The sequence below is a fragment of the Rhodococcus sp. HM1 genome (assembly GCF_023218075.1).
In the GTDB taxonomy this organism is placed as follows: domain Bacteria; phylum Actinomycetota; class Actinomycetes; order Mycobacteriales; family Mycobacteriaceae; genus Rhodococcus.
The window spans coordinates 1-22,636 of record NZ_JALPTB010000049.1 but is presented as its reverse complement, the minus strand read 5'-3'; the positions used below and the strand labels follow the sequence as shown (position 1 = coordinate 22,636).

Annotated in this window: 25 protein-coding genes; 14 read left to right on the top strand and 11 right to left on the bottom strand. The window is 68.5% G+C overall.

The annotated features are described in order from the left end of the window. Positions 1 to 48 precede the first annotated feature (48 nt). The 3 genes from M1M07_RS22425 (at position 49) to M1M07_RS22415 (ending at position 1,363) form a co-directional block, all read left to right on the top strand. A complete protein-coding gene (locus M1M07_RS22425) occupies positions 49 to 414 on the top strand; it encodes an anti-sigma factor antagonist (RefSeq protein ID WP_248675567.1) in 366 nt (121 codons plus the stop codon). Between the two features lie 20 nt (positions 415 to 434). Beyond that, on the top strand, positions 435 to 842 hold the full coding sequence (locus M1M07_RS22420) for an ATP-binding protein (RefSeq protein WP_248675566.1): 408 nt from the start codon (positions 435 to 437) through the stop codon (positions 840 to 842). Between the two features lie 89 nt (positions 843 to 931). Continuing rightward, entirely contained in the window at positions 932 to 1,363 is a 432-nt protein-coding gene (locus tag M1M07_RS22415) for a hypothetical protein (RefSeq protein ID WP_197252343.1), read from the top strand. On the opposite strand, the gene M1M07_RS22410 is transcribed toward M1M07_RS22415, so the two are convergent. Then, positions 1,344 to 1,718 (bottom strand): MerR family transcriptional regulator, encoded by a 375-nt coding sequence (locus M1M07_RS22410; protein ID WP_197252344.1) that lies wholly within the window; start codon positions 1,716 to 1,718, stop codon positions 1,344 to 1,346. The two genes, M1M07_RS22415 and M1M07_RS22410, sit on opposite strands and share 20 nt — an antisense overlap. Before the next feature lie 145 nt (positions 1,719 to 1,863). On the opposite strand from M1M07_RS22410, the gene M1M07_RS22405 reads away from it, so the two are divergent. From M1M07_RS22405 to M1M07_RS22375, 7 genes are all read left to right on the top strand, one after another. Continuing rightward, complete coding sequence (locus M1M07_RS22405; protein ID WP_197252345.1) at positions 1,864 to 2,283, top strand: Hsp20/alpha crystallin family protein; 420 nt, start codon at positions 1,864 to 1,866, stop codon at positions 2,281 to 2,283. Positions 2,284 to 2,876: 593 nt separating this feature from the next. Further along, positions 2,877 to 3,038, top strand: coding sequence for a hypothetical protein (locus M1M07_RS22400; protein ID WP_197252346.1), 162 nt, complete (start codon positions 2,877 to 2,879; stop codon positions 3,036 to 3,038). Positions 3,039 to 3,067: 29 nt separating this feature from the next. Next, a complete protein-coding gene (locus M1M07_RS22395; protein WP_197252347.1) occupies positions 3,068 to 3,427 on the top strand; it encodes an anti-sigma factor antagonist in 360 nt (119 codons plus the stop codon). Next, complete coding sequence (locus M1M07_RS22390) at positions 3,424 to 3,918, top strand: ATP-binding protein (protein WP_197252348.1); 495 nt, start codon at positions 3,424 to 3,426, stop codon at positions 3,916 to 3,918. Before M1M07_RS22395 ends, M1M07_RS22390 begins: the two co-directional genes overlap by 4 nt. Then, a complete protein-coding gene (locus tag M1M07_RS22385; RefSeq protein WP_231610564.1) occupies positions 3,915 to 4,358 on the top strand; it encodes an ATP-binding protein in 444 nt (147 codons plus the stop codon). The genes M1M07_RS22390 and M1M07_RS22385 overlap by 4 nt, the downstream gene beginning before the upstream one ends. Further along, positions 4,355 to 5,173 (top strand): SigB/SigF/SigG family RNA polymerase sigma factor, encoded by an 819-nt coding sequence (locus M1M07_RS22380; protein WP_248675565.1) that lies wholly within the window; start codon positions 4,355 to 4,357, stop codon positions 5,171 to 5,173. The genes M1M07_RS22385 and M1M07_RS22380 overlap by 4 nt, the downstream gene beginning before the upstream one ends. Positions 5,174 to 5,250: 77 nt before the next feature. Beyond that, positions 5,251 to 6,675 carry a trehalose-6-phosphate synthase gene (locus M1M07_RS22375; protein WP_248675564.1) on the top strand — a complete coding sequence of 475 codons (1,425 nt, stop codon included), beginning with the start codon at positions 5,251 to 5,253 and terminating at the stop codon, positions 6,673 to 6,675. Between the two features lie 25 nt (positions 6,676 to 6,700). Here M1M07_RS22375 and M1M07_RS22370 read toward each other — a convergent pair whose 3' ends face one another. From M1M07_RS22370 to M1M07_RS22355, 4 genes are all read right to left on the bottom strand, one after another. Further along, on the bottom strand, positions 6,701 to 7,141 hold the full coding sequence (locus M1M07_RS22370; RefSeq protein ID WP_197252350.1) for a response regulator: 441 nt from the start codon (positions 7,139 to 7,141) through the stop codon (positions 6,701 to 6,703). After that, a complete protein-coding gene (locus M1M07_RS22365) occupies positions 7,138 to 8,748 on the bottom strand; it encodes an ATP-binding protein (protein WP_308200832.1) in 1,611 nt (536 codons plus the stop codon). Before M1M07_RS22365 ends, M1M07_RS22370 begins: the two co-directional genes overlap by 4 nt. After that, positions 8,745 to 9,950, bottom strand: a complete 1,206-nt coding sequence (locus M1M07_RS22360) for a fused response regulator/phosphatase (RefSeq protein ID WP_248675562.1) — start codon at positions 9,948 to 9,950, stop codon at positions 8,745 to 8,747. Before M1M07_RS22360 ends, M1M07_RS22365 begins: the two co-directional genes overlap by 4 nt. 76 nt (positions 9,951 to 10,026) lie before the next feature. Beyond that, positions 10,027 to 12,138 carry an efflux RND transporter permease subunit gene (locus M1M07_RS22355; RefSeq protein ID WP_248675561.1) on the bottom strand — a complete coding sequence of 704 codons (2,112 nt, stop codon included), beginning with the start codon at positions 12,136 to 12,138 and terminating at the stop codon, positions 10,027 to 10,029. Between the two features lie 144 nt (positions 12,139 to 12,282). Between M1M07_RS22355 and M1M07_RS22350 the strand changes: the two genes are divergently transcribed. From M1M07_RS22350 to M1M07_RS22335, 4 genes are all read left to right on the top strand, one after another. Further along, positions 12,283 to 13,077, top strand: coding sequence for a putative protein N(5)-glutamine methyltransferase (locus tag M1M07_RS22350; RefSeq protein WP_248675560.1), 795 nt, complete (start codon positions 12,283 to 12,285; stop codon positions 13,075 to 13,077). Positions 13,078 to 13,276: 199 nt separating this feature from the next. After that, positions 13,277 to 14,380, top strand: coding sequence for an NAD(P)/FAD-dependent oxidoreductase (locus M1M07_RS22345; RefSeq protein ID WP_248675559.1), 1,104 nt, complete (start codon positions 13,277 to 13,279; stop codon positions 14,378 to 14,380). Positions 14,381 to 14,417: 37 nt separating this feature from the next. Further along, on the top strand, positions 14,418 to 16,034 hold the full coding sequence (locus M1M07_RS22340) for a helix-turn-helix transcriptional regulator (protein ID WP_197252353.1): 1,617 nt from the start codon (positions 14,418 to 14,420) through the stop codon (positions 16,032 to 16,034). Positions 16,035 to 16,217: 183 nt separating this feature from the next. Then, on the top strand, positions 16,218 to 16,919 hold the full coding sequence (locus M1M07_RS22335) for a hypothetical protein (protein ID WP_248675558.1): 702 nt from the start codon (positions 16,218 to 16,220) through the stop codon (positions 16,917 to 16,919). Positions 16,920 to 17,010: 91 nt separating this feature from the next. On the opposite strand, the gene M1M07_RS22330 is transcribed toward M1M07_RS22335, so the two are convergent. The 6 genes from M1M07_RS22330 to M1M07_RS22305 all read right to left on the bottom strand — a co-directional run bounded on the left by M1M07_RS22330 (position 17,011) and on the right by M1M07_RS22305 (position 22,590). Next, positions 17,011 to 17,766: an anti-sigma factor gene (locus M1M07_RS22330; RefSeq protein ID WP_248675557.1), complete on the bottom strand. Its 756-nt coding sequence runs from the start codon at positions 17,764 to 17,766 to the stop codon at positions 17,011 to 17,013. Continuing rightward, positions 17,763 to 18,332, bottom strand: coding sequence for a sigma-70 family RNA polymerase sigma factor (locus M1M07_RS22325; RefSeq protein WP_197252356.1), 570 nt, complete (start codon positions 18,330 to 18,332; stop codon positions 17,763 to 17,765). The genes M1M07_RS22330 and M1M07_RS22325 overlap by 4 nt, the downstream gene beginning before the upstream one ends. Before the next feature lie 82 nt (positions 18,333 to 18,414). Beyond that, on the bottom strand, positions 18,415 to 19,284 hold the full coding sequence (locus M1M07_RS22320; RefSeq protein WP_248675556.1) for a DUF1295 domain-containing protein: 870 nt from the start codon (positions 19,282 to 19,284) through the stop codon (positions 18,415 to 18,417). Beyond that, the gene (locus M1M07_RS22315) at positions 19,281 to 20,558 is read right to left on the bottom strand and encodes a class I SAM-dependent methyltransferase (RefSeq protein ID WP_248675555.1); all 1,278 of its coding nucleotides are present in this window, start codon (positions 20,556 to 20,558) and stop codon (positions 19,281 to 19,283) included. The genes M1M07_RS22320 and M1M07_RS22315 overlap by 4 nt, the downstream gene beginning before the upstream one ends. After that, entirely contained in the window at positions 20,555 to 21,292 is a 738-nt protein-coding gene (locus M1M07_RS22310) for a DUF1365 domain-containing protein (RefSeq protein ID WP_248675554.1), read from the bottom strand. The genes M1M07_RS22315 and M1M07_RS22310 overlap by 4 nt, the downstream gene beginning before the upstream one ends. Next, positions 21,289 to 22,590, bottom strand: coding sequence for an FAD-dependent oxidoreductase (locus M1M07_RS22305; protein WP_248675553.1), 1,302 nt, complete (start codon positions 22,588 to 22,590; stop codon positions 21,289 to 21,291). Before M1M07_RS22305 ends, M1M07_RS22310 begins: the two co-directional genes overlap by 4 nt. Between the last annotated feature and the right edge of the window lie 46 nt (positions 22,591 to 22,636).

Below are 22,636 nucleotides of genomic sequence, written 5' to 3'. Positions count from 1 at the left end.
TGGTTGCGAGCGGGGTAATCGGGGATGATCACGTGTAGCCTTCAGCGAATGGAATACCCGGATGTTGCACCCGAATCGCATCTCGGACTCGACGTGGAGCTCACCGACAGTGTGGTCGTGCTGCACGTGAGTGGGGAGATCGACGTAGTGACCGCGCCGGCGTTCGAGCAGAAGCTCGCCGAGTTGGCCTCGGTGCCTGATACCTCGGCACTGTTGGTCGATCTGCTCGGCGTCCGGTTCCTCTCCTCCGCGGGCCTGGCGGTGCTGATGCGCACAGCCGACGAACTCGAGGGCCGTTCCCGGTTCCTGATCGCCGCCACCGGCCCGGCCACCGCGCGGCCGATGACGCTCGTGGGAATGGCCGAGACCCTCGAGATCTTCCCGACGGTCGAAGCGGCACTGACGACGGTATGAACGAGTGCGAAAGGCGGGTCGTGGGGGCTACGGCGGATCGGAACCTGGTGATCGAAGGCGAACGCGCCGACCCGCACGTGCTCGCGACGGTGCGTCGCCGACTCGCGGAATTCGCGCGGGGGATCGGGTTGCCGCCGGACACCACCGGCGATGTTCTGCTGGCCACCTACGAGGCGCTGGCGAACATCGTCGAACATGCCTATCCGACCGGCGACGCGGGCACGTTCGATCTCGTCGTCGAACACAGTGACGAGGACGCAGCGCTTACCGTCACCGTCGTCGATCGAGGGTCCTGGAAACCGGAGAGCGACAACAGAATGACGAGGCGCGGCCAGGGACTCCGGCTGATGAAGGCCCTCAGTGACTCCGTGTGGGTCGACCGTCGAGACGAGGGAACGCAGATCCGGATGCAGTGGAACTACAGGTAGGCCCACCGGTCCCGGCGAGGCCGATGCGGGGCGGTTGAGACGGGCGGCGGCGGGGTACGAGTTCACATATTCCGACTCGAGGAGGGCCCATGAAGAAGATCATCGCTGCTGCACTGGTCGCATCCGGAGCCGTACTGTCCCTGGCCGCCTGCAGCGACGACGACTCCGACTCCGCTTCGGTCACCACCGACAACTCCGTCGAAATGCAGACGCCCACGGAGGAAGAGACCACCGCCGACGAGACCACGGTGACGTCCACGGACGAGCTGGGCGCATTCGACCAGGCCAAACTGAGTGCCTTCGTCGTCGCGTTCCGCACGGGCTACTCGGACCTGTCGGAGAACCGGGACGACGCCAGCATCGAGAACATCGTGATCACCTCGTGCAACGATCTGGCGAGCGGCGCCGACGAACAGCAGGTCACGCAGCAGATCATGACGCTCGCCGCCAACAACGACGTGCAGCCGACTGCCGAGCAGGCCGAGCAGATCTACGACCTGGTCACGCCTGCCTGTCCCTGACCTTCGGTTTTGCCTCGGCCGCGCGGCCGTCTCCGCTCACGTTCGCTTCGTGACGGGCTCGGAGGCGGTCGCGTTCTGCCGTGAGTGCGGTGTTCGCGTCCTCGAGTTCGAGAATGCGCGCGATTCCGGCGAGATTGATGCCCTGGGAAACCAGCGCGACGATCCGTTCCAGCCGGGCGAGGTCGTCCCCGCTGTAGCGGCGGGTTCCGCCGGCGCTGCGAGCCGGGGTGACCAGGCCGTGCTGTTCGTACAGCCGCAGGGTCTGGACTCCCACTCCGGCCAACTCGGCCGCGACCGAGATTGCATACACCGCCTGGGACGAACCGGGCAGGTGGTCGCGTCGATCCGAGTCCATGACATTCCTTTCTGATCGGATGTCAGATTACCTGATTTCCTCCCTTGCACTCTTCTCTCATCAGTGGTACATAATATCTATGTCAGATGACATAGGTTATCTGAGTTCCTTCAACTGAGAATGGAGTGAACCGGAGGTGGCGACCATGTTGATGCGCACCGATCCCTTCCGCGAGCTGGACCGCCTGACCCAGCAGGTATTCGGTACGCCGGCGCGCCCGGCGGTCATGCCGATGGATGCTTGGCGGGAAGGTGACGAATTCTTCGTGGAGTTCGATCTGCCGGGTATCGACGCGGACTCCCTCGATCTCGACGTCGAACGCAACGTGGTCACCGTGCGGGCGTCGCGTCCCGAGCTGGATCAGGGACGCACCATGATCGCCGCAGAACGCACGCGCGGTGTCTTCAGCCGGCAGCTGTTCCTCGGGGAGAATCTCGACACCGACCGGATTCGCGCGGAATATCGTGACGGCGTGCTGCGACTGACGATCCCGGTGGCCGAGCAGGCGAAGCCCCGCAAGATCGAGATCGCGCGGGAAACCGAGCGCCAGGCGATCAGCGCCTGATCGCCCCCGGTTGCTTCGGGAGATCCGATGACGACCGTTGCAGTTCTTGATCTGTCATCGCTCGACAACCGGTTGCTCGTGCCCGACCTGGATCTTTCCGGGTTGTTCGGTGAGATCGAGACCTTCGGCCGAGAGATCCCGGCACCGCCGGAACGATCCATGGGTGTGTCCACCGCACTGCGGGATCGCGGCGGGGAAACCGGATTGCGGTATTCCCCCGTCCTGCAGGGCAGACGACCGAGAGGGATACCACCCACCCAGCGCAGCCCTCCGGAGGGGCGGAGGCCTCCGGCCCGTAGCGAAGGCGCCGGTGCCGAAGGCCTCCACCCCGAAGCGGAGCGCCGTCATCGCTCGACCGAGAGTGAGGTGATGCCAGTCGCCGGCCAATGCGTACCTCATCCGTTTTGCCTCTCCTCCGACGGGTGGGCCCGGACGACATCGTGTCTCCGGGCCCACCCGATTTTTGTGCCGGAGCGCCATCGTGCGGCCGGGGCACCGGAGCGAGGAAACGGAAATTTCCGAAAAAGGAGGAATGAGTGGCCCGGAATGTGGGTATCAGGGGGCGTTGCTGTGACACAGAAGGGAGGCGAACGATGCAGACGAGGCAGGGGAAGGCGCCGTGGAAGACCGCTCGTAAGTCGGTCGTGAAGAGCATGTACGCGCTGTACGGGATCTCGTACTTCCGCGGTCACGGTCCGGAAGCGGGTGCGCGGGCGCGCACGGAACAAGCAGGAGGGGCGATCTCGTGGGCGTAGCGGATCCCGAAAAGGTAGCGACCGGCGACATGCCCGAAATCACGCCGGGCTCGCAGCTGAGGCTCGATGTCGACTTCACCGAGGGCGTCGCGGTGCTGCACGCCGCCGGCGAGATCGATGTCGTCACCGCACCGGCGTTCGAACGGAAGCTGACCGAGTTGGCCGCGTTGTGCGGTACATCCACACTGGTGGCCGACCTGCTCGATGTCCAGTTCCTCTCGTCGGCCGGGCTCGCGGTGCTCATGCGCACCGCCGACGAACTCGAGGGCAGATCCCGGTTCCTGATCGTCGCCGACGGTCCGGCGACCGCGCGGCCGATGGTCCTGGTGGGGCTGGCCGAGACCCTGGAGATCTTCCCGACCCTCGAAGCTGCCTTATCGACCGTATGAGCTACCAGGGACGACAGGCTGCACCACCGGCGTCGGTGAACACCGGCGCCGAATATCGATGCCTCCGCCTCGACGGGCTTCCCGCCGACCTGACCGCGCTCGCCCCGATCCGGCACCGGTTGGCGCAGTTCGCCCACGAGATCGGCCTCCCGGCGGACACGACCGGCGACATGCTGCTGGCGACCTACGAAGCGCTGGCCAACGTCGCCGAGCACGCGTATCCACCGGGAGAGCCGGGCACCTACGATCTGTGTGCGGTCGATCGTCCCGACGAAGGCGTTCTGACGGTCTCGATCGTCGATCGCGGCTCGTGGAAACCGCAGGCCGACACCAGCCGCACGCGTCGCGGGCGGGGCATCCGCCTGATGCACGCCTGCAGCGACAGCGCCCGCGTCGAAACGGGCGACGAAGGAACCCGAATTCATCTGCAGTGGAACTACGGGACGGACCGCACTTCCCTGCCCGAGTCAGAACAGCAGGTAGAACCTTGACACAGACCGCATCTCATCCGATGCCGTCCGCCCCCGAACCGGAGCCGGGGGGCGCCGGGATTCCGACGACCTTGTCGGTGCCTGCGCTGCACGCTCAGCTGCCCGTCGTCCGCATGCTCACCGAGATGGTGGCGATGCACAGCGGCTGCACCCTCGACCAGGTCTCCGATCTCAAGCTGGCGGTCGACCAGATCTGCACGCTCCTCATCGACGCGGCCGCACCCGCGAGCGAGATCACCTGCCGATTCCACGGGGGTCGCGAGGTGTTCGACATCGAGGTCACCGCGACGACCGTGCGACCCTGGCGACCGGCACCCGACAGCCTCGACTGGCGGATCGTGGAACTGCTCGCGGACACCGTCTCGGCGAGCGAAACGCCTTCGCCGAACGGGGAAACCGCGGAATCGACGGTGAAGCTGAGCATCGGGATGCCGGCATGACGCTGGCCGACATCGATTCTCCCCCTGCCGGAGCCGGGCCGGCGAAAAACCGAAGAATCGACGAAGCGGAACTCGCGGAGCTGTTCGTCGCCCTGCGTGCATGCACCCCCGGTTCCGCCGAGGCCACCGCCCTTCACGAGAAGATCGTCACGGCCTCGATGCCGTTGGCGCAGAACATCGCTCAGCGATTCGCCGGCCGCGGTGAGGACATCGACGATCTGAACCAGGTCGCGTATGTGGGCCTGCTCCAGGCGATCGACCGGTTCGACGCCGAGAAGGGGCGGGGTTTCGCCGCGTACGCGGTTCCCACCGTCATGGGCGAGATCCGTCGCTACTTCCGCGACCACGCCTGGTCCACGCGCGTACCGCGGCGGCTCAAGGACCTGACCGTGTCCATCAACAAGGTCACCGACGACCTCTCGCAACGTCTGGGCCGGTCACCGACGGCAGCGGAGATCGCGGCCGAGGTCGGTGCCGGCACCGGTGAGGTCATCGAGGCGCTCGCCGCCCGCAGTGCATATCAGCCCGCCTCCCTGGACACGCCCCTCGATCTGTCCGACGACGGTTCGGGTGCGACGCTGGCGGACACGCTCGGCGAGGAGGACGAGCAGCTCGCGAAGTCCGAGCGCTATCTCCTCCTGAAACCGCTGCTCGAGCGCGTCCCGGAGCGCGAGCGGCACATCCTGATCCTGCGGTTCTTCGAGGAGAAGAGCCAGTCGGAGATCGCGCGGGAGATCGGTGTCTCCCAGGTGCACGTCTCCCGGTTGCTGGCCCGGACCCTGGCGGAGATGAGGTCCCGGCTGGCCGAGGAGTAGGGCGATCGCCCGGTTCGGATGGGCCGGGCGAGGGTACCCACGTCACCGAAGAATGCGCTGTTCCCACGGAGGCTGTCGTGACCGCTCACTCGCACCGCGACGAATCGGACTTCGTCGTGGTGGCCAACCGTCTTCCGGTCGACCTGGAGGAACAGCCCGACGGGGCGAGAGTGTGGCGGCGCAGTCCCGGCGGCCTCGTGACGGCCCTCGAACCGGTCCTCCGGAGCCGCAACGGGACCTGGGTGGGATGGCCCGGTGCCTCGAAAGGGGAGATCGAGCCGTTCGTCCTCGACGGGCTGCGGATGCACCCGATCCATCTGAGCAAGGACGAGGTCGAGGGCTACTACCACCGATTCTCGAACAGCACGCTGTGGCCGCTCTACCACGACGTCGTGGTCAAACCGACCTTCGACCGCAGCTGGTGGGGCACCTATCGGGAGGTGAACCTCCGATTCGCCGAAGCCACGGCGCGCGCGGCCGCACCCGGAGCCACGGTGTGGGTGCACGACTACCAGCTTCAACTGGTGCCCGCGATGCTCCGGGAGCTGCGACCGGATCTCGAGATCGGCTTCTTCCTGCACATCCCCTTCCCCCCGTCCGAGCTCTTCGCGCAACTGCCGTGGCGTGTCGGCGTGCTGCAGGGAATGCTCGGCGCCGATCTGGTCGGATTCCATCTGCCCGGGGGCGCGGAGAACTTCCTGGCGCTCGCCCACCGGCTGCTCGGTCTCGAGACCCGGCCGATCCGCGACGGTGTGGGCAGTGTGGACTGCGGCGACCGGACCGTGCGGGTGGGCGCATTCCCCATCTCCATCGATTCGGCGGAACTCGTGGAGCAGGCACGCAGCGAGAAGATCCGTGCCCGGGCCGCCGAGATCCGGGAGGAACTCGGGGACCCCGAGCACCTTCTCCTGGGGGTGGACCGCCTGGACTACACGAAGGGCATCGATCTGCGCCTGCAGGCGATCGGCGAGCTCTACGACGACGGTCGGCTCGATCCGGCGAAGCAGGTGATGATCCAGCTCGCCACCCCCAGCCGGGAGCAGGTGGAGCAGTACGCACTGATGCGCGACGCGGTCGAGCTGCAGGTGGGGCGGATCAACGGTGAGCACGGACAGCTGCACCGGCCCCCGGTGCACTATCTCTACCAGCCCGTCGACCGCGAGGAGCTGATCGCCCTGTTCGTGGCCGCCGACCTGATGCTCGTCACTCCGTTGCGCGACGGAATGAACCTCGTCGCAAAGGAATACGCGGCATGTCATGCGGACGGCACCGGGGCGCTCGTGCTGAGCGAATTCACCGGTGCCGCACACGAACTGCATCAGGCGTACCTGGTCAATCCGCACGACCTCGACATGGTCGGGGACACCATCGTCGAGGCGCTCGGCGCCGATCCGGCGGAGCGCAAGGAGCGGATGGTCGCCCTGCACGAGCAGGTGGTCGAGAACGACGTCCATCGTTGGGCGGCAAGGTTCCTCGACGCCCTGAAGCGATCCGGGGATTGACGGCCCGAGCGATCGCCGGGACCGCTCAGCGCCGGGGCAGGCGCACGACCTGGACGAAGAAGTTGTCGATCTGCCGCACCGCCGCGATGAACTGGTCCAGATCGACCGGCTTCGTGACGTACGCATTGGCGTGGAGTTTGTAACTCCTCACGATGTCCTCCTCGGCACCGGACGTGGTGAGGATGACGACCGGGATGTCCGCCAGGTCCGGGTCGGACTTGATCTTCTCGAGGACCTGCCGGCCGTCGTACTTGGGCAGATTCAGATCGAGCAGGATCAGATCGGGCCGGACGGCGTCGGCGTATTCGCCCCTCCGATACAGGAAGTCCAGTGCCTGTTCCCCGTCGCGCACGACGTGCAGCGTGTTGCCGACCTTGTTGAATTCGAAAGCCTCCTGGGTCATCAGGATGTCTCCCGGGTCGTCCTCGACGAGCAGGACGTCGATGGCGTGGCCTGAGGGGCTCATGGGTTCGTTCCTTCGGTCGGTGTGGCAGCGACAGGCTGCGCGTCATCGATGGGTGGGTTCTCGGCGACCGGGAGGGTGAAACAGAAGCGGGCGCCGGTATCGGAACCGGGGTCGAGCCGGATCTCGCCACCGTGGTACTCGACGATCTTCTTGCACAGGGACAGGCCGATCCCGGTGCCCGAGTACTCCTCGCGGGCGTGCAGACGCTGGAAGATGACGAAGATCTTCTCCGCGAATTCTTCGGGCACACCGATTCCGTTGTCCTGCACACATATCCGACACATGTCGCCGTCCTGCTCCGCGGTGATGACAACCCGCGGTTCGGTGTCGGGGCGGCTGAACTTGAGCGCGTTGCCGATCAGGTTCTGCCAGAGCATCGACAGCAGGGTCGGGTCCCCGTCGACCTCCGGCAACCGCTCGGGCCGCTCGATCCGTGCGCCGGTGTCCTCGACGACGGCGGCGAGGTTCGCCAGGGCCTTGTCGAGCGGGCGGTCCAGGGGGAGTCGCTCGAATCCGTCACCGACGCGGCCGACCCGGGAGAACGCCAGCAGGTCGTTGATCAGTGCCTGCATCCGGCGCGCGCCGTCGACGGCGAAATCGATGTACTGCCGGCCGCGGTCGTCGAGCACGTCGCCGTAGCGTTTCTCGAGCAACTGGCAGAACGAGGCGACCTTGCGCAGCGGCTCCTGCAGGTCGTGGGACGCGACGTAGGCGAACTGCTCGAGATCCGCGTTGGATCGCCGCAACTCCTCCGCGGTCGCATCGAGCTGGCGGGTCTGCTCCTCGAGCTGCCGCTGACGATCACGGACGACGTCCAGTTCGGCGACGATGCGGCGGCGCATTCCCTCGATGTCGGTCGCGAGGGAACGGATGTCGGCGGGCCCGCGGCCGGCGTCGACCCGATGCTCGAATTCGCCCTGCGCGACCCGGCGTGAGGACGCGGCCAGCCGCGCCAGCGGTTCGGTGACAGCAACGCGCACAAGCACGGCGAAGATGCCTGCCGCGACCACCAGCACGATGGCCAGGGCCGCGTACACGACGTTGCGCATCGTGCGCGCGCGATCGATCTCCGCCCGCGCGTCGTCCACCGCCTCGGTCAGGTGCTGGTTCTGCTGGTCGAAACTCGCGCGGAGCTCGTCGAACAGGTCCCTGCCGCGCTCGTAGAACGCCGGATCGGGTGCCGGAGCGGCGAGCAGGGGTTCCGCGAAGGTGGACTGCCATTCCTGGGCGGTCCGTTCGAGGGCGTCGAGATCGGCGAGCAGGTCGGGCCGGCCCTCGAGCAGTTCCCGGATCCGGTCCTCGGACTGCTGCTCGATCTGCAGGCCGTCCCGATAGGGGGCGAGGAAGGTCTCGTCCGCGGTGAGGGCGTAGCCGCGCACGCCGGTCTCCTGGTTCACCAGCGCACTCTGCAGCTGATAGGCGGCCGAGCGGGCCGGCATGAGGCGGTCCGTCAGGTCGTCGGTGACGCGCGAGTTCGCGCCGAGCGCCGCCGCGCCCGCTGTGGCGCCGGCGATGACGAGCAGCGTCATGATCGCCAGGATCAGGTTGAACCAGGCCTGCACCGTCAGTTTCGTGCCCGCGGCGGCCTGGGGGGTCGGAGTCGTCACGAGCGGCCGTCCTCGCGCGCCCATTGCACGTGCAGGACCGCGACATCGTCGCTCAGCCCGCCGTGCGGTGCCGCGAGCGTTTCCACGTGGGCGATCAAGGAATCTACGAATTTCTCTCCGCTGCAGTCGATTCCGAGTTCGCTGGCGTACTCGAGCAGGCCGTCCTCGCCGAGCCGGTCCAGTTCGCCGACCCTCGCCTCGAACAGTCCGTCGGTGAACAGCACCAGTCCGGTCCGTTCGTCGATCTCGATCGTGGTCTTCCGCCACGTGCCGCTCTGCTTGCGCAGGCCCAGCGCCGGTCCGCCGGGCACCTCGAGCCACTGGACGTCGTCCGGGGTGCGCAACAGGATCCCCGGATGCCCGGCGCGCACCACCTCGATCGAACGGCGGTCGGCGGAGAGGACCACGCTGGTCGCGGTCGCGAAGATGTGCGACCGCGGGCGTTCGGCGACGAGCAGTTGTTCCAGTGTGTTCATCTTCGTCTCGACGTCGACACCACCGAGAACCATTGTGCGCCAGCCTATTCTCAGGTTGACGCCGAGCGCCGCCTCGTCGGCGCCGTGGCCGCAGACGTCGCCGATCAGTACGTGGACGGCGCCGTCACGGGTTTCGACGACATCGTAGAAGTCGCCACCCAGCAGACCGCCGGCCCGGCCGGTCCGGTACCGGGTCACCACATCCACATTTTCGCTGCGCAGCAACGGAACCGGAAGCAGACCGCGTTCGAGCCGGGCGTTCTCGCGGGAGCGCTGTTCACTCGCCTGCAGCGCGGCGGCCGCGTGTTCGGCCCGTTTGCGTTCGATCGCGTAACGCACCGAGCGGGTGAGTAGCTCCGCGTCGACGACACCCTTGATCAGGTAGTCCTGGGCGCCCTCGGCGACCGCGGTGAGCCCGGCCTGTTCCGCGGCGAGGCCCGTCATCACGATCACCGGCACACCGGGCGCGTACTTCTGCACGGCCTCGAGAGCATCGAGACCGTGCGCGTCGGGCAGGTTCAGATCCAGCACGATGCAGTCGGGCCGGGTCGTGCCGAGCCGGGTGCGGGCCTCGTCGAGCGACTGTGCCCAGACGATGCCGAAGTCGATCACCGCGTCCGAGGCCATCTCCTCGACGAGCAGAGCGTCGCCGGGATCGTCCTCGATCAGGAGCAGGGACACCACGGCAGCTTCGGACCTGCCCAAGCCGCCATCGGTGTTCAACACACGTCCTCCTGCGTTCGTCGCGTGACGCCCGCCGGGCCCTTCCGGACCCGGCGGACATGGTGAACCTTTATCGAATCTAGCCGTTGACGGCCGGTACGGGATCGCGAGTTCCCGTCCCGGAGTCCGCCCCGTCCCGCGACGCGAGCTTGCTGGGCCACCAGATCCGCTTGCCGATGTCGATCGTCAGCGCCGGGACCAGCAGCGATCGCACGAGCAGCGCATCGAGGAGCACACCGAAGGCGACGATGAACGCGAGCTGTCCGAGGAACAGCAGCGGGATCACCGCGAGTGCCGAGAACGTGGCGGCCAGCACGACACCGGCCGACGTGATGACGCCGCCGGTCACCGTCAGCGCACGCAGCGTGCCCTCCCGGGTGCCGACCCGTGCGCTCTCCTCACGGACGCGGGTCATGAGGAAGATGTTGTAGTCGATCCCGAGCGCGACGAGGAACACGAACCCGAACAGCGGCACCACCGGGTCCGCGCCGGGGAAGTCGAGCACGTGGTTGAACAGCAGCGACGACACCCCGAGGGTTGCCGCGTACGAAACGATCACGGTGATCATCAGCAGCACCGGGGCGACGATCGCCCGCAGCAGCAGGATCAGGATCAGCAGCACCACCGCCGTGACCACCGGGATGATGACGGTGCGGTCGCGGGTCGCGGTGTCCTTCGTGTCGAGATCGACGGCGGTGGTACCGCCGACGAGGGCCTCCGCCTCCGGAACGGCGTGCACGGCGTCGCGGATGCGTTCGACGGTGTCCTCGGCCTCGAGCGAGTCGGCGGGATCGGAGAGCGTGGCCTGCACCGCGATCCGGCCGTCGACGACCGTCGGGGCACCGTCGGGACCGGCCACCGGGGTGACCGTGGTGACGCCCTCGACGCGAGCGGCCGACGTGACCGCTTCGAGTGCGCCTTCGCGGGCGACGATCACCGTGGGCGAACCGCTGCCGGCATCGAAGTGTTCACCGAGGATCTCCTGACCGGACGACGAATCGGTCTGGAGCAGAAACAGATCCGACGATTCGACACCGCTGGCCTTGAACTGCGGCAGCAGCAGCGCGAACCCGACGAGGACGACGCTGCACACCATCCAGATCGGCCTCGGGTTGGCGCCGACCTTCTGGGCGATCGAATTCCAGAACCGGTGCGCCGACGCGAGATCGCCGCGGTCGGCCTGGGGATCGGCCTTCGGGCGGGACGGCCAGAACGCGGAGCGGCCGAGCAGCACCAGCGCGGCGGGCAGGAACGTCATCGACGCGACGAACGACGCGGCGATACCGATCGCGGCGACCGGTCCGAGACCGCGATTCGAGTTCAGATCCGACAGCAGCAGGCACAGCACACCCGCGATGACCGTCGCGGCGGACGCGGTGATCGGCTCGAGCGTCGACCGCCACGCCGTGCGCATCGCCTCGTACTTGTCCTCCACCGCACGCAGTTCCTCGCGGTATCGCGCGACCAGCAACAGGGCGTAGTCGGTGGCGGCACCGAACACGAGGATGAACAGGATGCCCTGGCTCTGCCCGTTGAGGGCGATCGCGCCGGCGTCCGCGAGCATGTACACCGCGAGGCTGGCCAGAGCGAGCGCGAACACCGCCGAGATGATCACGACGAACGGCAGGATCGGGCTGCGGTAGACCACGAACAGGATCAGCAGCACCACACCACCCGCGACGAGCAGCAGCATCCCGTCGATCCCGGCGAACGCAGCGGACAGGTCGGCGATCTGCCCGGCCGGGCCGGTGACGTGCACGGTCAGCCCGTCCGGCGGGGACGCCAACCGGTCGCGCAGTTCCTCGACCACCTCGCCGACGTCGGTCTCCGCGTCGATCGGCACGATCAGCTGGGCGGCCTGACCGTCCTGCGACGGAATCGGCGGCGGACCCACCGACTCGGCGGCGAGAAACGCCAGGTCGTCGGGGGTGATCCCGGATTCGCGTTCGGCGACGACGATGGCGGGCACCGCGTTCGTGGACGTGAACTCCGCATACAGCTGATCCGCGCGGGTCGATTCGGCCGACGCGGGCAGGAACGCGCTGTTGCCGTTCTGCGCGACCTCACTGAGCTTCCCGGCGAACGGACCGCCGCCCCCGGCGATCGCGAGCCACACGAGCAACAGCAGTGCGGGTAGCAACCAGCGGAGTCGCCTCGCCGGGCGCTTCGGTGGTGTCGTCGTGGTCGTCAAGCGTTCCTCCTGAAGTCGGTGGCCCTTCGCCGCGTGAACTATCCTGCCGTGCCCGCGTGGACGAGGGGCATTCGGAGCCGTACCGGCCGCGGATGGGTGTTGCCGTGCTCCCTTTTCGGGACACGAACCGCGTTAGGGTGTGGCGTGGCCGCCACACCGTTCCCGGATCGGTCCCGCACCGACCTGATCGACCGACTGCGTGCGGCCGGGTGCGTGTTCGCCGAGGAAGAAGCGGACCTGCTCGCCGTCGCGGCCCGAAGCCCGGAGGAACTGTCCGAACTCGTCGCCCGGCGCGTCGACGGCATGCCGCTCGAGCACGTCCTGGGCTGGGCCGAGTTCTGCGGACTGCGCATCGTGGTCGAGCCGGGGGTCTTCGTGCCGCGTCGCCGCACCGAGTTCCTCACCCGCTGCGCGGCGGAGAAGCTGATGCCCGGCGACGTCGTCGTCGACATGTGCTGCGGTTCGGGTGCGGTCGGGGCGGTGCTGGCTCACTCGGTCGCGGGGACCGGCCTGTACGCCGTCGACGTCGACCCGGTCGCCGTGCGGTGCGCCCGACGCAACATCGAGCGCTTCGGCGGCCGCGTGTTCACCGGCGATCTGTGCGCGCCGCTGCCCGCGTCGATCGCAGGGCGCGTCGACGTGCTCGTCGCGAACGCGCCCTATGTGCCGTCGCACGCGGTCGCGTTCATGCCGCCCGAGGCGCGGCTGCACGAACCGCTGGTCGCGCTGGACGGGGGCGGCGACGGGCTCGACGTGCACCGCCGGCTGGCGGCCGAGGCCCCCGGTTGGCTCGCGCCGGGTGGGCGGTTGCTGATGGAGATCGGGGAATCCCAGGTGGACACTGCGATCGCGACCTTCACCGAAGTCGGTCTCGCTGCGACAGTGCGGGTTTCGGAGGAGCACGACGCCACCGTCGTCGTCGGCACCCGTCCGTCGTAGCGTGCCCCGCAGCCGCCGACGGCCCAGACAGGAGCGCGATGCATGTCGCGCGCTGCTGTCTTCTCGGCGCGCCGGTAGCTCGGGCCGGATGATCTGCCCATCCGCTGGGCCGGGAGGTGGGTAATTCGCCCGACGCGGCGGATCGGCCTGCGCTCCTAGCGTGAGAGACGTTCACAGTAGTACTCACGCGGAGGTTCCCATGACCACCGAACATGTCGAAACCGTCATCATCGGAGCAGGCCAGGCCGGTCTGTCCACGGGTTACCACCTCCGTCGCCGGGGGCGGCCGTTTCTGATCGTCGATGCGAGCGACCACATCGGTGACCACTGGCGCAACCAGTGGGACACCCTCCGGCTGTACACCCCGACGAAATACGACAGCCTTCCGGGACTGCGCTTTCCGGGTGGGCCGTGGACGTTCCCCGGCAAGGATGACGTCGCCGGCTACCTGAACTCGTACGCCGAGACGTTCGAGCTGCCGGTCCGCATGCGCACCCGGGTCGAGAAGCTCTCCGCGTCGGACGACGGCTACGTCCTCGACTGCGGGGACCGGACGATCACCGCCGAGAACGTCGTCGTCGCCACCGGCACCTTCGGCCGCACACCGAGCCTGCCGGACTTCGCCGTCGACCTCGATCCGTCCATCCGGCAGCTCCACTCGAGCGAGTACCGCCGTCCCGCGCAGCTCAGGCCCGGTCCGGTCCTCGTCGTCGGCGCCTCCCACTCGGGCACCGACATCGCCTACGAGGTCGCCGCGAGCCATCCCACGATCCTCTGCGGCCGGGATTGCGGCCAGCTCCCGGTGCGTCCGGAAAGCCCGGGGTTCCGGGTGGTCTTCCCCGTCATGGTGTTCGTCGCCAAGCATGTGCTCACGCGGCGGACCCCGATCGGGCGCAAGGTGATGGCCGAGATCCGATTCCACGGTGGGCCGATGATCCGGGTCAAGCGGCAGGATCTCCGTGACCGCGGTGTCACGCGCGTGCCCGACCGGGTCGTGGGTGTCCGCGACGGCCTTCCGTTGCTCGCCGACGGAACCGTCGCCGATGTGACAAATGTGGTGTGGTGCACCGGCTTCCGTCAGGTGTTCGACTGGATCGATCTGCCCGTTTTCGGCGACGACGGCTGGCCGAAGGAAATGCGAGGCGTGGTCGCGGACGCACCGGGTCTGTACTTCTGCGGGCTCTCGTTCCAGTACGGATTCGGGTCGATGGTCCTGCCGGGTGTCGGCTACGACGCCGAGTTCCTGGCCCGGACGATCAGTGCGCGTCGCGCCGAGGCGGCTTCGCAACCCGCCGCTGCCTGACCCCACCGCGCGTATCCTCCGAAATGGAGGACACGCGATGGGCATCGTGGAGGATCTGGCGCGGGCACGCGAGGCGTTCGAACGCCGCGAATGGGCCGTAGCGTTCGACCGGCTATCCTGCGCCGGCACCCTCGACGCCGGGGACCTCGACGACCTGGCCACTGCGGCCTTTCTCTCCGGCGAAGTCGACGCCGCCGTCCGCGCGTTCCAGCGCGGCTATGCGGCCGAGGTGCGGCAGTGCAACCCGCTCGGCGCGGTTCGGTTCGCCTGCTGGTTGTGCCTCGTGCTGAGCCTGCGCGGGGAGATGGCCGTGGCCGGTGGCTGGGTCGCGAGGGCGCAGCGCCTGCTGGGGGACCGGTCCGACGACGTGGCGACGGGCTTCCTCTCGTTGTTCGAGATGCATCGACACCTCGCGGGCGGCGATATCGCCGGTGCGGAGGTCGCCGCGAACCGGATGAGCGACGCCGGGTCCCGCAGCGGGAACGCCGACCTGATCGCGTTGGGCCTGATGGGCAGAGGGCGCATGCTGATGTATTCCGGGCACGTGCCCGAGGGGCTCGATCTGCTCGACGAGGCGATGGTCGGGGTCGCGGCCTCGGAGGTGTCGCCGATCGTCGCGGGAATGATCTACTGCTCCATGATCGAGGCCTGCCAGGAGGTGGCCGACTTCGTCCGGGCCGAGTCGTGGACGTCCGCCCTGACCAGGTGGTGCGAAGCCCAGCCGTCCCTGGTCCCGTTCACCGGCCAGTGTGCGGTCCACCGCGGGCAGATCCTGCGATTGCACGGGGCATTCCCGGAAGCGATCGACGAATTCGCCCACGCGGCACAGAGATACACGGAAACCGGAACCCCGGGAGCTGCCGGGCTCGCGCTGGCCGAACAGGGCGACGTGCTACGGATCCGAGGCGAGTACGACGGGGCCGAGGCCGCGTTCACCGAAGCATCCGTTCTCGGCTACGAACCCCAACCGGGTCTCGCTCTCCTGTGGTCGTGCCGGGGGAGAACATCCCAGGCTGTCGCGGCGGTCCGCAGGCTTCTCGCGGAAACCCCGGATCCCGTGCGGCGATCGCGGTTGCTACCGGCCGCCGTGGAAGTGCTGACCGGCGGGCACCAGATCGACGAGGCACGCACCGCCGCCCGGGAACTGACGGAGCTGTCCGCCGGATTCGGGTGCATCGGGTTGCGGGCGATGGCCGCGTACGCCTGCGGGATCGTCGAACTCGCTTCGGGTGAAACGGAATCCGCGCTCCGCTCCGCACGGGACGCCTGCCGGATCTGGACGGACCTCGACGCACCCTACGAAGCCGCCCGGTCGCGGGTGCTCGTCGGGACCGCTGTCCGGGAGATCGGCGACGAGTACTCGGCTCGGGCGGAATTGACCGCGGCCCGTGGGATATTCGACCGGTTGGGTGCCGTACCGGACGGACGGGATGTCGACCGGATGCTGCGGCACGGTCTGCCGGGCGGGCTGACGGAACGCGAGGTCGAGGTGCTTCGCCTCGTCGCCACCGGCTGCAGCAATCCGGAGATCGCCGAGCGGCTGGTGCTGAGCGAGAAGACGGTGGCCCGGCACCTGAGCAACATCTTCACGAAGCTCGACGTCACCTCCCGCACCGCGGCCGCGGCCTACGCGCACGAGCACGGGTTGTTGTGATCTGTGGACCGCTGCCGTCGTGCGCCCGCAACCGCTGACAGGCAAGACAGCAGCGCGATGTATGCCGCGCGCTGCTGTCTTCGCGTCGCGCGGCTCGAGGGGATGGCCGCGTGTCCGGCGTCGAATTCCTGTACCCGGGGGGGGGGACCCTATCCGGGGAGGACAGAAAAGGATTTGCGGTAAATGGTGTTCGAGGTCAAGGTCACTCACCGGGTCACGTCGACCGGGGTGGCGGCGTGCGAGGTCCACCCCGATCTCTTCGTCGACGAAATGGGACGGGTCTTCACGACCGCCCAGGCTGTGGTGGACGAAGCACACATTCCCGCCGGGATCCGTTCGGTGGACGACGACGCGGTCTTCGTCGTCGAGGACGAGGCGATCGAGCTCGCAGTCGACTGGATCGAGGTGTTGTCCGGCGATCGCAGGGCTGCGAAGCGGCTCGAGCAGCGAACCCAGCGTCGGTGGGCTCCTGTGGCCGGGCCCGGTCCGCTCGTGCGTCCCGACGTCGACTGGGCATCGCTGCGAAGGGACAAGCGGACCGTGGAGTTCGCGGTGCGGGCGTCGCATCGCATCAAGTCGCTTGGGGAGCTGGCCTGTGAGCTCTACCCTGATGTGTTCGTCGGAAAGGGCAGCAGGGGAGCGTATTCCAGATACGCCGGCATGGCGATGCAACAGCCCGGCGACTTCGTCCAAGAGCTGTCGGCCGGTACGCAGGAGTGGTTCCGTGTCCAGGGTTTGAAGGAAGCTCTCAGCTGGACGTCGACCGTCGCCAAGATTCGCGACGAGTTCTGGTTGAAGCGGCACGGAGAACGCAGAGCCTTCGACTGGGTGCCGGTCGGACCGATGGGTCCTGCCTGCCCGCCGCGCAGCGTCCTGACTCCCTGACCAGCAGCCGCCGACGGCCGAGACAAGAGCGCGATGCATGCCGCGCGCCGGTGACTTCCCGGCGCGCGGATACCGCGCGGATGGCTCCGGGTCAGGTCAACGGCAGTTCGGCGAAGATGCTCGACGGCTGGGTGGATCCGCCGGTCGGTTCGACGCTGAATCCCAATGCGGTTGCGCCGGAGATGTCGTCGAGCACGGCCGTCGTCGACGGGGCGACGTCGTCGGGGGTCATGGTGCCGGCGGAGGTCATGCCCTCGGGGCCGATCAGCCACATCTGGTAGACGGTGCCCTCGCTCGGCGGGGTCACGTTGTTCATCACCAGGACCCCGGCGTCGACCTCCTTCGAGTACACGACGGTCGCGGTGCCGCCGCCCTCGATGGAGCCCGACGTGGTGCGCACGTCGTCGGCCGCGAGGATCTGCGCGGACGTCGGGGGAGGGGTGACGTCCTGCCGGACCCACGATCCGACGCCGATGGCACCGACGGCGACGATCACGGCTGCCGCGGCGGCGAGCAGGAAGTTCCGTCGCCGATTGCGGTACTGCTCGAGCGAAATCGGCGGGGACGTCGCCTCCGGCGCGGAAGTGCCTGTGGTGTCGATGGTTTCGAGCAAACGCTGCCGGACCCGTTCGGGTGGTTCCACGGCGCCGACGGCGGAGACCTGCGCCATCGCCTCCCGGACCTCGCGGACCTCCCGCTCGAATGCGGCGGCCACCTCGGGGCTCGCGGCGGCGACGCGCGCGTCGATCTCGTCGCGTTCGGAATCCGAAACCGCGTCGAGGGCGTAGACCGCGGCGAGATCGAGAAGGTCGTCACCGCCGAAATCGGCATGGGTGCTGTTCGTCATCGCTGCTCACCCCCAAGGCAATTCCGCAGACGGAGCAATCCGTCCCTGATTCTCGATTTGACGGTCGGGAGAGAGGCGGACAACTGTTCCGACACCTCCCGGTAGGTCAGGCCGTTGTAGTACGCGAGCTCGACCGACTGTCGCTGCAGATCGGTGAGCGTGCCGAGGCAGTCCGCGACCTGCTGCGTGTCGTCGCGGCGCACCACCTCCTCGCTCACCGCGTCGAAGGCCGCCTCCGTGGACAGGGCCCCGTAGCGGGCCTCCCGGTCGGCGCCGGACTGTTCGGAACGGACCCGGTCGACCGCCCGGCGGTGGGCCAGGGTGATCAGCCACGACAGCGCCGAACCCTGAGAGGGATCGAACCCGGAGGCCGTGCGCCACACCTGCAGGTAGACCTCCTGCAGCGTTTCCTCGCTGTATCCCGGATCGCGCAGCACCCGCAGCACCATGCCGTAGGCGCGGGCGCGCGTGAGGTCGTAGAACTCGGCAAAGGCCGACCGGTCCTCCGTCGCGATCTTCGCGAGGAGTCCGTCGAGTGTGTCGGTGCCGCCGCCGACGTCCGTCATCGGCCGTGTCCGCTCATCGCCGGAAAGCCTAGCTGGGCGAATCGGGCAGCTCAACTCGCTTCGGCGACGGAAGCGTGCGGGGTCAGCCGGTGGCGCGGGGGCGAACATGGCGATCGGCTCCGTCGAGCGCGCGGCGCGGGGGCCGCGGAAGGAAGTACGAGGTGCGCTGCTGGTACTCGGGGTAGCCCGGGCGCTGCGACATCGATCGCTCCAGTAGCCGCGCACCGGTGGCGTACACCAGGAAGTACGTCATGATCGCGGGCGAGGCGACGGTGAGCACACCCGGCCACACGCTCGCGGCGATCAGCCACAGGCCCCACCACACCGTGGCGTCACCGAAGTAGTTCGGATGGCGGGTCCACGCCCACAGCCCACGATCCATGATCCGGCCGCGGTTGGCGGGGTCGGCCTTGAACGCGCGCAGCTGCCGATCACCGACCGCTTCGAACACGAACCCGACGACCCACAACACCACACCGGCGACCAGCGCGACCGTGCCGAGACTGCGGGTGGGTCCGGCGACCGCGGACACCTGGATCGGCAGGGAGACGAACCACTGCGCGGCTCCCTGGGTGACGAAGATCTTCCGCACCACGATCGCGATTCCCGTCGCGTCGCTCGCCCCGTTGCCGACGGAGGCGCCGCCGGCCCGGTTCAGCAGAGCCGTGTACCGCGGGTCCTCGCCCTTGCCTGCGGACTTGCGGTGCATGTGCCAGGTCAGCCGCACACCCCACAGGGCGACGAGCACGAGCAGCAGCACACGGCGGACCGGGTCGCCGCTGCCGAGCGCCGCCGCGACCGCGGCGACGTACACGAAGCCGGCGCCCCACGCGACGTCGACGACGTTGTACCGGCCGATCCGGCGCCCGACGGCGAACGTGGCCGCTTGCAGGACCGCGAGCCCGGCAAGGCTGACCAGCGTGACGGTGAGGAAACTGCTCCAGGCGCTCACGGCCGGGCCTCCTTCGCGAGAACGATGTGCTGGACGTCGAGGTAGCCGGAGCGGAAACCGGCCTCCGAGTAGGCGAGATAAAAATCCCACATCCGGCGGAAGGTCGCGTCGAATCCGAGCGCCGTGACCCGGTCGCTTTTCGCGGTGAACCGTTCGCGCCACAACCGCAGCGTCTCGGCGTAGTGCTCACCGAAGCCGAGACGGTCGACGGTGCGCAGCGACGTGTGGTCCCGGGTGATCGTCTCGATCGCCTCGGTGGACGGCAGCAGCCCGCCGGGGAAGACGTACTTGTGGATCCACGTGTAGGTGTCGCGGGTCGCCAGCATCCGCTCGTGCGGCATGGTGATCGCCTGCAGGGCGACGCGCCCGCCGGGACGCAGCAGCCGGTCGAGGACGCGGAAGTAGGTGGGCCAATAGTCGTAACCGACGGCCTCGATCATCTCCACCGACACGATGGCGTCGTACTCGCCGTCGATCGCGCGGTAGTCGAGCAGATCGATCTGCACCGCGTCGCCGAGCCCGGCCTCGGCGATGCGGAGGCGCGCGAGTTCCTGCTGTTCGCTCGACAGCGTCACCGATCGGACCTGCGCCCCGCGCTGCGCCGCCCGCAGGCTCAGCTCTCCCCAGCCCGTGCCGACTTCGAGAAGACGTGTGCCGGGGCCGACGCGCGCGGCGTCGAGCAGGCGGTCGATCTTGCGCCTCTGTGCCTGTGCGAGGTCGTCCCAGCGGGCCGGGAATTCGTCGAACAGGGCGCTCGAATAGGTCAGGGTTTCGTCGAGGAACGATTCGAACAGGTCGTTGGACAGGTCGTAGTGGCGGGAGATGTTCGAGCGGGTGTTCTTCTCCGAGTTACGTTCCGCGGCAGGGTGGCCGGCGACGAACAGGCGGCGCAGTCGCTGCAGCGGGCGGGGGATCAACCGGTCGACCTCGGCCGCGAAGGGGGTGAGCACCGCGACCGGGTCGGGTGCCGTCCAGTCCCCGGCCATGTAGGCCTCGCCGAATCCGATGAGCCCCGCGGTCCCGAGGCGCCGGGCGAATGCCTCGGGCCGGCGGATGATCATGCGCGGCAGGATCCGCCCCCGCGCTGCGGCACCGACCACGGTGCCGTCGGGATATTCCACGCGCACATCCAGCCGGGACGCGGCGCGGCGGAACAGGCGGTCGGCGACCGCACCGGCCACCCGTGCGTGCCGGTCGGCGCGGACGCCGGCGATGTCGGGCCAGCGGTGCGCATCCACGACGGGTGCGGTGTCGTCGAGTTCCGGTGCGGTCATCGGACTTCCTCCTGGAGACGGTGGCCGGTGGGCCGGGGGACGAGGGGCAGTCTGCGCAGCCACAGGGTGATGCCCTGCCGTCGGATACGGGCCGAGACCATCAGCGGCGCAAGAGGATCGGTGAGCTGTGCGACCGCGACGGTGGCGGCGGTCGCCAGCTGTGCCCGGCCTCGCATCGTCGCGGTGAACGGGATCGACCCGTTCCGGTGCAGGATGACCGCCACCTTCAGCTCGTTCCCCGGTTCCGGGACGGACAGGTGGTAGCGGCCGTCGACGGGATTGAACGGGGAGACGTAGAACGCCTTGTCGACCTCGGCGCGACCCGTGGCGTCGGTGCGCACCAGGTAGCAGTGGCGGCCGCCGTACGTGTTGTGCACCTCGGCGACCACGCACACGAGAGCGCCCGTGTCGTCGTGGCACCAGAACAGGCTCAGCGGGTTGAACACGTAGCCGAGCACCCGGGCGTTGAGCAGGGCGGTCACCCGCCCGCCGCGCAGGTCGACGCCGCGGTCCGCGAGGTAGGCGTCGAGGGCGTCGCGCAGTGTCGCCCGCGGCTGCGGATCGTCGAAATGGTCGGCGGGGTCGAAACGCGCGAAGGGCCGCAACCACAGCGGGAGCCGGGGGAGGTCGTCGAGGTCGACGAACCAGCTGTAGCTGCGGTATTCGAAGCCGTGCCGGATCGGGGCGTGGCGGGTGTGCCGGATCCGGGTCCGGTAGAGCGACGGGGTGATCATGGCGCGAGCACCTCCGCCTCGACGCGCGGGCACTTCGTGGGGGCGCTGTCCCATTCGACACCGAGACGACGTGCCGCCTCGACGCCGGAACGCGCGCCGTCCTCGTGGAATCCCCAACCGTGATAAGCACCGGCGAAAGCGAGTGTGTGGCTGCCGAGTTCCGCAAGACGCTGCTGCGCTGCCACCGATTCCGGTGTGTACAACGGGTGTTCGTAGGTCATCTCGGCGATCACCTTCTCCGGGTCGACGCGGTCGGCGCCGCCGAGCGTGACGAGGAAACGCCGATCGGTGACGGTGGAGATCCGCATCAGCCGGCTCATGTCGTAGGTGACGACCACCGAGCCGCTGCCGTCGCCGTCGCGGGGGATCAGATAGTTCCACGACGCCCGGGCGCGTTCGGCGCGGGGCAGCAGCGACGTGTCGGTGTGCAGCTGGGCGTGGTTGACGGAGTACGGCATCGCCCCGAGAACCTGCTGCTCGAGGGTGGTGGGACGGGCGAGCATCGCCAGGGCGTGCCGGGGGTGGGTCGCGATGACCGCGGCGTCGAAGGCGCGCGCGTCCCCGTCCCCGGCGACCACGCGGACACCGTCGCCGGTGCGTTCGACGTGGTGCACGGGGGTGTGGACGAGCACTTCGTCGAGCCCTGCGGCGATCTTCTCGACGTAGCGGGCCGAGCCACCCGTCACGGTGCGCCACGTCGGCGATCCGAAGACGGTGAGCATGCCGTGGTGTTCGAGAAAGGTGAACAGATAGCGTGCCGGATAGCGGGTGGCCTGCGCCGGATCGCACGACCAGACCGCCGCGACCAAGGGCGTCGTGAAGTGTTCCTCGAAGTACCGCGAGAACCGATGCCGCGCGAGGAATTCCGCGAGCGTGACGTCACCGGCGTCGCCGGTCTCGCCGAGCAGGGCGCGGGCGAGGCGATGGAACCGGACGACCTCGCCGAGCATGTGCAGGTAGCGGGGGCGGGTCAGCGAGCGCAGGCCGGGGAACAGACCGGGCAGACCCTTTGCGCCCGCGTATTCGAGTCCGGTCGCGTCGGACCGGATGGACATCGACATGTCGGTGTCCTGCGTGGCGACGCCCAGTTCGTCGAACAGGCGCAGCAACGTCGGATAGGTGCGGTCGTTGTGCACGATGAACCCGGTGTCCACGGGCACCCGCACCCCGTTCCCGAGGTCGACGTCGTGGGTGTGGGCGTGGCCGCCGAGACGCGCGTCGGCTTCGAACAGGGTGACGCGGTCGCGGCGGGCGAGGACGTGGGCCGCGGTGAGGCCCGCGACGCCACTGCCGATCACGGCGACGGAACGGGGCCGGTCATGCTTTGTCGCTTATACACATCTC

What these genes read in the sequence shown, in the direction of transcription:
- M1M07_RS22425 (WP_248675567.1), top strand. Translation starts at nt 49, where the DNA reads ATGGAATACCCGGATGTTGCACCCGAATCGCATCTCGGACTCGACGTG.
- M1M07_RS22415 (WP_197252343.1), top strand. Translation starts at nt 932, where the DNA reads ATGAAGAAGATCATCGCTGCTGCACTGGTCGCATCCGGAGCCGTACTG.
- M1M07_RS22410 (WP_197252344.1), bottom strand. Translation starts at nt 1,718, where the DNA reads ATGGACTCGGATCGACGCGACCACCTGCCCGGTTCGTCCCAGGCGGTG.
- M1M07_RS22405 (WP_197252345.1), top strand. Translation starts at nt 1,864, where the DNA reads ATGTTGATGCGCACCGATCCCTTCCGCGAGCTGGACCGCCTGACCCAG.
- M1M07_RS22400 (WP_197252346.1), top strand. Translation starts at nt 2,877, where the DNA reads ATGCAGACGAGGCAGGGGAAGGCGCCGTGGAAGACCGCTCGTAAGTCG.
- M1M07_RS22395 (WP_197252347.1), top strand. Translation starts at nt 3,068, where the DNA reads ATGCCCGAAATCACGCCGGGCTCGCAGCTGAGGCTCGATGTCGACTTC.
- M1M07_RS22390 (WP_197252348.1), top strand. Translation starts at nt 3,424, where the DNA reads ATGAGCTACCAGGGACGACAGGCTGCACCACCGGCGTCGGTGAACACC.
- M1M07_RS22380 (WP_248675565.1), top strand. Translation starts at nt 4,355, where the DNA reads ATGACGCTGGCCGACATCGATTCTCCCCCTGCCGGAGCCGGGCCGGCG.
- M1M07_RS22370 (WP_197252350.1), bottom strand. Translation starts at nt 7,141, where the DNA reads ATGAGCCCCTCAGGCCACGCCATCGACGTCCTGCTCGTCGAGGACGAC.
- M1M07_RS22345 (WP_248675559.1), top strand. Translation starts at nt 13,277, where the DNA reads ATGACCACCGAACATGTCGAAACCGTCATCATCGGAGCAGGCCAGGCC.
- M1M07_RS22340 (WP_197252353.1), top strand. Translation starts at nt 14,418, where the DNA reads ATGGGCATCGTGGAGGATCTGGCGCGGGCACGCGAGGCGTTCGAACGC.
- M1M07_RS22335 (WP_248675558.1), top strand. Translation starts at nt 16,218, where the DNA reads ATGGTGTTCGAGGTCAAGGTCACTCACCGGGTCACGTCGACCGGGGTG.
- M1M07_RS22330 (WP_248675557.1), bottom strand. Translation starts at nt 17,766, where the DNA reads ATGACGAACAGCACCCATGCCGATTTCGGCGGTGACGACCTTCTCGAT.
- M1M07_RS22325 (WP_197252356.1), bottom strand. Translation starts at nt 18,332, where the DNA reads ATGACGGACGTCGGCGGCGGCACCGACACACTCGACGGACTCCTCGCG.
- M1M07_RS22315 (WP_248675555.1), bottom strand. Translation starts at nt 20,558, where the DNA reads ATGACCGCACCGGAACTCGACGACACCGCACCCGTCGTGGATGCGCAC.
- M1M07_RS22310 (WP_248675554.1), bottom strand. Translation starts at nt 21,292, where the DNA reads ATGATCACCCCGTCGCTCTACCGGACCCGGATCCGGCACACCCGCCAC.